At 66.7% G+C, this 7,466-nt stretch carries 8 protein-coding genes; 3 read left to right on the forward strand and 5 right to left on the reverse strand.

Going from position 1 to position 7,466, the window contains the following annotated elements; all coding sequences use genetic code 11:
• The 3 genes from Y706_RS26945 to pdhA all read right to left on the reverse strand — a co-directional run.
• Positions 1-367 (reverse strand): biotin/lipoyl-containing protein (locus Y706_RS26945; RefSeq protein ID WP_043436852.1); only part of this gene is annotated, 367 nt, incomplete at its 3' end.
• Entirely contained in the window at positions 364-1,374 is a 1,011-nt protein-coding gene (locus Y706_RS0121030; protein ID WP_028278127.1) for an alpha-ketoacid dehydrogenase subunit beta, read from the reverse strand. The genes Y706_RS0121030 and Y706_RS26945, both read right to left, overlap by 4 nt.
• Entirely contained in the window at positions 1,374-2,486 is a 1,113-nt protein-coding gene (gene pdhA, locus Y706_RS0121035; protein ID WP_253906864.1) for a pyruvate dehydrogenase (acetyl-transferring) E1 component subunit alpha, read from the reverse strand. The genes Y706_RS0121030 and pdhA overlap by 1 nt, the downstream gene beginning before the upstream one ends.
• Positions 2,487-2,747: 261 nt before the next feature.
• Here pdhA and Y706_RS0121040 point away from each other — a divergent pair, with 261 nt between their 5' ends.
• Positions 2,748-3,221, forward strand: a complete 474-nt coding sequence (locus Y706_RS0121040) for an Lrp/AsnC family transcriptional regulator (protein ID WP_026266622.1) — start codon at positions 2,748-2,750, stop codon at positions 3,219-3,221.
• Between the two features lie 135 nt (positions 3,222-3,356).
• On the forward strand, positions 3,357-4,070 hold the full coding sequence (locus Y706_RS30520) for a hypothetical protein (RefSeq protein ID WP_028278129.1): 714 nt from the start codon (positions 3,357-3,359) through the stop codon (positions 4,068-4,070).
• A gap of 88 nt (positions 4,071-4,158) precedes the next feature.
• Here Y706_RS30520 and Y706_RS0121050 read toward each other — a convergent pair whose 3' ends face one another.
• Together Y706_RS0121050 and Y706_RS0121055 are read right to left on the reverse strand one after the other, a co-directional pair.
• Positions 4,159-5,775: a solute symporter family protein gene (locus tag Y706_RS0121050; RefSeq protein WP_028278130.1), complete on the reverse strand. Its 1,617-nt coding sequence runs from the start codon at positions 5,773-5,775 to the stop codon at positions 4,159-4,161.
• Positions 5,772-6,152, reverse strand: coding sequence for a DUF485 domain-containing protein (locus tag Y706_RS0121055; protein WP_028278131.1), 381 nt, complete (start codon positions 6,150-6,152; stop codon positions 5,772-5,774). Before Y706_RS0121055 ends, Y706_RS0121050 begins: the two co-directional genes overlap by 4 nt.
• A 218-nt stretch (positions 6,153-6,370) precedes the next feature.
• Here Y706_RS0121055 and Y706_RS26955 point away from each other — a divergent pair.
• The coding region (locus Y706_RS26955; protein WP_043436854.1) for a sensor histidine kinase at positions 6,371-7,466 on the forward strand (1,096 nt) is incomplete at its 3' end.

A 7,466-nucleotide genomic window follows, 5' to 3' on the forward strand; every position in this document is an offset into this window, starting at 1 on the left:
GGGCCGGACGGCCGGAGGCCTCCAGGACGGCGCCATAGCCCACAAGGTTCGGCTCACGCTTGCCTGCCGCGGCCCCGTCCGCACCGGCACCGGCGGAACCGGCGGCGCCGTCGTCGCCCTCGATCTCGAAGGAGACGATCGGCTTCCCGACCTCAACAACGGTGCCGGGCTGTTCGTGCAGGGCCGCGACAACGCCGGCAAACGGCGAGGGCAGCTCGACGACGGCCTTGGCCGTCTCTACCTCGGCGATGATCTGGTTGAGGGTGACGGTGTCCCCTACCGCGACCCTCCAGGCGACGATTTCCGATTCCGTCAGTCCCTCGCCCAGGTCCGGGAGCCTGAATTCCTTGATCATGGTGGCGCTCATCCTTCCAGCCCGCTAAGGGAGTTGGGGCGGCCGAGGGCACGGTCGACGCCGTCGAGAATCCTGTCAAGGCCCGGCAGGTGGTGCATTTCCAGCTTGGAGTAAGGGTAGGGAACATCGAAGCCGGTCACGCGGACGGGAGCGGCCTCGAGGTGGTAGAAGCAGCGCTCGGTGATGCTCGCGGCGACTTCGGCGCCGAGGCCGCCGGACTGGCTGGCCTCGTGCGTGATGACCAGACGGCCGGTCTTGCGGACGGAGGCCTCAAGGGTGGCGAAGTCCAGTGGTGCCAGCGAGCGCAGGTCGATGACCTCAACCGAGATGCCTTCGTCGGCGGCCGCCAGGGCGGCGTCGCGGGCGGTCTTGACGAGCGGGCCGTAGGCCACGAGCGTGACGTCCGAGCCCTCGGTGACAACGCGGGCCTTTTCCATGGACAGGGCAGAGCTCAAGTCGACACTCTCGTCCACCTCGCCCTTGTCGTGGTAGCGCCGCTTGGGCTCGAAGTACAGGACGGGATCATCGGAGGCGATGGCCTGCTGGATCATGGTGTAGGCGTCCTGGGGGTTGGACACGCTGATCACGCGCAGCCCCGAGGTGTGCGTGAAGTAGGCCTCGGGCGATTCCGAGTGGTGCTCCGGCGAGCCGATGCCGCCGCCGAACGGGACGCGGATGGTGATGGGCATCTTGACGGCGCCCTGGGTGCGGTAGTGCATCTTGGCGACCTGGCTGACGATCTGGTCGAACGCCGGGTAGATGAACCCGTCGAACTGGATCTCCACCACCGGACGGTAGCCGCGGTATGCCAGGCCGACGGCGGTACCCATGATGCCGGACTCGGCGAGCGGGGTGTCCACGACGCGGTGCTTCCCAAAGTCTTTCTGCAGCCCGTCCGTGACACGGAAGACACCGCCAAGGGCGCCGATGTCCTCGCCCATCAGGACCACCTTGGGATCGTTTTCGAGGGACTTGCGCAGGCCCGAATTGATGGCTCGGGCAAAGGTCATCTGCGTCATCAGCGTGCACCTTCTTCAGAAGCGGCTTCTGCGGGATCGCCGAAGGAAGCCAGGTAACGGGAGTAGTGCTCCTGCTGGCGGTCCAGCCAGGAGTTGGGCGTGCTGTACACGTGTTTGAAGATATCCAGCGGCTGCGGCTCGGGCATGTTGATGGTCCCGGCCCGGAGTTCCTTGGCCACTGCGTCAGCTTGCGCGGCGACGTCGGCCTCAAGGTCCGCGGTCAGCAGTCCCTTGCGCTCGAGCAGCGACTTCATCCGGCTGATCGGGTCCTTGGCGGCCCAGTCCTCGAGTTCGTTGGCATCCCGGTAGCGGGTGGGGTCGTCCGCCGTCGTGTGCGGGCCCATCCGGTAGGTCACGGCCTCGATGAAGGTGGGGCCGCCGCCGCGCCGGGCGCGGTCCAGGGCAATGCGGGTGGCTGCCATGACGGCGAGGACATCATTGCCGTCGACCCGCATGCTGGGGATGCCGAAGCCTGAGGCGCGGTCCGCGAGCTGGATGTGCGACTGCAGCCGGACGGGTTCGGAAATGGCCCAGTGGTTGTTCTGGCAGATGAAGACGACAGGCGCCTGAAAGCTCGCGGCGAAGACCATGGCTTCGTTGACGTCGCCTTCGCTCGTGGCGCCGTCGCCGAAGTAGGCGACGGCGACACAGTCGGCGCCGTCGTTCTGGATGCCCATGGCGTAGCCCGTGGCGTGCAGGCTCTGCGCGCCGATGATGATCTGCTGGGTGGCAACGTTGACGGTGAACGGGTCCCAGCCGGCGGAGGCGTTGCCACGCCAGGCACGGACGAGATCCTCCGGCTTCACTCCCCGGCAGTAGGCGACGCCGTTGTCGCGGTAGCTGGGGAAGACAAAGTCGTCCTCGCGGAGGGCGCGGGCCGAGCCGATCTGGGATGCTTCCTGGCCGAGCAGTGGCGGCCACAGAGCCAGTTCGCCCTGCCGCTGGAGGGCCGTGGCTTCGGCATCGATCCGGCGGATGACCACCATGTCCTCATAGAGCGCGCAGAGCTGCTCATCGCTGACGTCCTGGAGCCAGGGATCGAACTCGGGATGGCTGATGCGCTCGCCCGCCGGGGTGATGAGCTGGACGAGGTCGCCGCCCGTCCGCCTCATAGAATTTTCACTGTTTCCGGGGCCCCCGGCGGCAATGCCGCCCTTGCCCGCGTCGTCGGTAAACACTGTTGTCCGCACCTTCTGACGTCGTCTGACCGGAACTCGCAGGACTCGTGATCCCGCGGCGCGCCAGCCGCCCGGGCGCCGTTGCCCCGGATAATTGTGACCCTACTCACAATGCTCATCGGGTACAACCACCCGCAAAAATATTGAGCATTATGCCCTGTTTGGCGTCCGTCAACCGTGCTAATCTTGCGCATTATGCAAACCTTGGATGGCACTGACACCCGCCTGCTTTCGGCCATGGCGCGGGACCCCCGGCGGACCGTGGTTGCCCTCGCCCAGAAGCTCGGACTCTCGCGCAATACGGTGCAGGCCAGGATGGCCCAGCTGGAGAAGAAGCACGTGTTCCTCTCCTTCGAGCGGCGGATCAACCCGGTGTCCCTGGGATACCCGCTGATGGCTTTCATCTCCGTCCACGTCCAGCAGCAGAAGCTCGGACCCCTCGCCGTCGAGCTCGCCGGGATTCCGGAAATCCTGGAGGGCTACGGCCTGACGGGCTCGGCCGATCTGCTCCTGCGGGTGGTGGCGCTCGACGCCGAGGACCTGTTCCGGATCAACGGCAAGATACTGGCGTGCGACGGCGTGGACCGGACCGATACCGCACTGGCGATGGGCGAGCTGATCCCGTTCCGGATCCAGCCCCTGCTGGAGCGCGGATCCGCCGATAACTGATCCGCTTTTCATCTGTGCCGTGGGCGGCCGCGGCGCTAGGCTGTGTCCGTTGGGTCCCCCTGAGTCCTTGGGTCCGCGCACGCGGCCCAGTGCAACAGGCAGTGGCTTGTCTGGACTGCCGGAAAGGCTTGAACCGTGAGCAGTCCCGAGGAACCACACCGCCCGGTACCGCCGCAGCCCGGGCATGAGCCTGCAGCCGGCCACCCGGCGCCCGGCCAGCCGCCCGTTCCGTACTACGCCCCGCCGCCCGGGCCCCCCGCCGACGCCGCGGCGCCCAACTACGCGGCGCCCAGCTACCCGCCACCCGCGACCGGCGCGGCACCCAGCTACCCGCCACCTGGCGGCGGCGCACCTCCGTACTACGGCGGGCCGGGGCAGCCGCCGCCCTACTACGGCGGCGCCGCCCAGCCGCCCCCGAAAAAGAGCCGCAAGGCCCTGTGGATTGTCCTCGGGATCGTCGGCGGTGTGCTCCTGCTGGTGAGTGCCGGCGTCGTCGTCCTGCTCAACGTGGTGGGCGGAGCCACCAACCAGGCACGGGGCATCGCGGACGATTTCACGAAGCTGATCATCGCCGGCGAGGTCAGCACCGCCTACGAGAAGTACCTGGATCCGGCCCTCATGCGGAAGATTTCCCCGGAAGAGTTCGCCGCGGGCGTGCAGAGCCTGGAGCTTGACGGCAGCTGTAAACCGAACTTTTCAACCCTCAACGTCAGCTCCAACAACGGCTCCAACGCCGCCGACGTCGCCGGAACGATCGACTGCGACACGAAAAGCGTGGAGCTGGTCTACCGCTTCGAGGGCCACGATGAACTGAAGATGGTGAACATTCGGCTGAGGCCCCAGCGCTGACCTCGGAAAACTCAGTCCAAGCTGGCGCCCATCCAACAGAGAAGCTCCCACGCTGCTGCACGGGAGCTTCTCTGTTGGTGCGGCCTTCCTAGTGGTTGGTAGCCTTTTCGGCGCCCACCCCGGTCAGGGAACGGACCTCCATTTCGGCCTGCTTTGTGGCGTCTTCCTTCCGCTTGTCCAGGACGGTGCCCAGCCAGCCCAGGAAGAACGCGAGCGGGATGGAAACGATGCCCGGGTTGCTCAGCGGGAAGATGGCGAAGTTGGCGCCGGGGATCATCGACGTCTTGGCCCCGGAAACCACCGGGGAGAGCGCAATCAGGATGATGGCCGCGGACAATCCGCCGTACATGCTCCACAGGGCTCCCTGGGTGGTGAACCGGCGCCAGAACAGCGAGTAGAGGATGGTCGGAAGGTTGGCGGAGGCAGCCACGGCGAAGGCGAGCGCCACGAGGAACGCAACATTTTGTCCGTTGGCGAAGATGCCGCCGGCGATGGCCAGCAGCCCGATCACCACCACGGTGCGGCGGGCGACCTTGACCTCGGTGGCGGCGTCGGCCTTCCCCTTGGCGATGACGCTGGCGTAGATGTCGTGTGCGAAGGATGCCGCCGCGGTGATCGTCAGGCCGGCGACGACGGCCAGGATGGTCGCGAAGGCCACCGCCGAGATGAAGCCCAGGAGCAGCGGACCGCCGAGGTGGAAGGCGAGCAGCGGCGCGGCCGAGTTGACGCCGCCCGGGGCGGCCTTGATGGTGTCGGCTCCCACCAGCGCAGCTGCGCCGTAGCCCAGGACCAGGGTGAACAGGTAGAAGATGCCGATGAGCCAGATGGACCACACCACGGACTTTCGGGCTTCCTTTGCGGTCGGAACCGTGTAGAAACGCATCAACACGTGCGGCAGGGCTGCGGTGCCGAGTACCAGGGCCAGGCCGAGGGACAGGAAGTCGATCTTGGAGGTCTCGGTCTTGCCGTACTGCAGTCCCGGGTTGAGCAGGTTCGGGTTGCCCGAGGTTTCCACCGCGCCGCCCAGCAGGTCCGAGAGGTTGAAGCCGTAGATCGCGAGGACCCAGAAGGTCATGACAGCGGCTCCGGCGATCAGGAGCATGGCCTTGATGATCTGCACCCAGGTGGTGCCCTTCATACCGCCGATCAGGACGTACATGATCATCAGGGCGCCGACGACGATGATCACCAGGGCTTGTCCGCCCCAGTCGCTGATACCCAGGAGCAGCGAGATGAGGCTGCCGGCACCGGCCATCTGCGCCAGCAGGTAGAAGAAGCAGACGGCCAGCGTGGAGATGGCCGCCGCGATGCGCACGGGGCGCTGCTTGAGCCGGAAGGAGAGGACATCGGCCATGGTGAACTTGCCGGTGTTGCGGAGCAGTTCGGCGACGAGCAGCAAGGCGACGAGCCAGGCGACGAGGAAGCCGATGGAGTACATGAAGCCGTCGTAGCCGTTGATGGCGATGGCTCCGGTGATGCCGAGGAAGGACGCTGCGGAGAGGTAGTCGCCGGCGATGGCGGTGCCGTTCTGCGGGCCTGTGAAGGAACGTCCGGCGGCGTAGTAGTCGGCTGCCGTCTTGTTGTTGCGGCTGGCCCTGATCACGATGACCATGGTGATCGCGACGAAGAGGGCGAAGATGCCCATGTTCAGCAGGGTGGTGTCCTTGAGATCCGCAACGTTCACTGCGGGAACCATGAGTGTCATTTTGCTGTCCCCCCAACCGGGTTGCCGTGCTTGTCGAATTCGTGCCCCTCGATTTCCTGGCGGATCTCGGAGGCAATGGGGTCCAGCTTGCGGTTCGAATAGCTGACGTACCAGCCGGTGATCGCGAACGTGGAGACGAACTGCAGCAGGCCCAGGATCAGGCCGACGTTGATGTTGCCCCAGACCTTGATCGACATGAATCCCACCGCGTAGTCGGCCAGCAGGACATAGGCGAAGTACCAGAGCAGAAAGGCAATGGAGAGCGGGAAGACAAAGCTGCGGTGACGTTTGCGCAGTTCCTGGAACTGCTCCGTCGACTGGACTTCCTTGAAGTCCACGGCCGCCGCAGCGTCCGTTTCTTGGGCGTCGTGACCCATCGGTTCCTCCTCATTGAGACTGGTGAGTCCACACCGGCTGCCGTGGTCTGCGTGGGACGCACCCTGCAACCCATCCTGCCGATGTGACTGCAATCACTGTGCACTGTGACGCGTGTTACCTGCCACAGCCGGGGCGGCCTGCGTCGCTCAGCGGTCCCGACGCTGCGCCAAACGGCGCCCCGGGCCGCCGAAAGGAACCCCGGCGGTAGGCTGGCACCATGCCGGATTCTCCCCTGCTCACCGCCGCCGCAGTCGCGGTGATTGCCCTGGCGATCGCTGCCGTCGTCGCCGTGGGACTCAAGGTCCTCCGGTCCTTCCGCGATCTCGGCACCGATGCGGAGCGGGCCACCTACCAGACGCTGCATGCCGCATCCCGTGCCGGCCAGCACCTGAGGACCGGCCTGAACCCGGCCGGCGCGGCCAAGGCCAGCAAACAGCTGCGCAGCCTCCTGGGCTGTGACGCCCTGGCCATCACGGATACAACCGGTGTGCTCGCGTGGGACGGCGCCGGCGAGGAACTCAGACCTGCCCTGATGGGGCTCGCGTCTAAAGTGTTCGACGGCGGCCACCTCGCCGTCATTCCGGCGGGCGAACTCCAGCTCCTGGCCGCCGGCGACGGCGGCGTGACGCTGGCGCCGGAGGTGGAGCGCGCCGTCGTGATCGCCCCGATCAAAACCGGCGCGCGTGTGGTGGGCGTGGTGGCCGCCTTCGCGCCGGCCGCCGGCGCCGGACTGGTCCGCGCCACCGGCGAGGTGGCTGACTGGGTGGCCACCCAGGTGGAACTCGCCGAGCTCGACGCCTCCCGCACCCTCCTGATGGAGGCGGAAGTCCGGGCCCTCCGCGCCCAGATCAGCCCGCACTTCATTTACAACTCGCTGAACGCGATCGCCTCCTTCATCAACACGGATCCGGTCCGGGCGCGCGAGCTCGTGGTGGAGTTCGCCGATTTCACCCGCTACTCCTTCCGCCGCCACGGCGACTTCACCACCCTGGCCGAGGAACTGCGCTGCATCGACCGCTACCTGCTCCTGGAACGGGCCCGCTTTGGCGACCGCGTGCAGGTCAGCCTGCGGATCGCTCCGGAGGTCCTGAGCACGGTGATTCCCTTCCTGAGCCTGCAGCCGCTGGTGGAAAACGCGGTCCGGCACGGCCTTGAGGCCAAGGAGGGCCCGGGGCACATCTCCATCACGGCGAACGACTCGGGGGCGTTCGCGGAGGTGACGATCGAGGACGACGGCGTGGGCATGGACCCGGACCAGCTCCGCTCCGTCCTTGCCGGGCACAGCGACGGCGACCACGTCGGATTGCGCAACG

It is taken from the genome of Arthrobacter sp. I3 (genome assembly GCF_000520575.1).
Lineage (GTDB): Bacteria > Actinomycetota > Actinomycetes > Actinomycetales > Micrococcaceae > Arthrobacter > Arthrobacter humicola_A.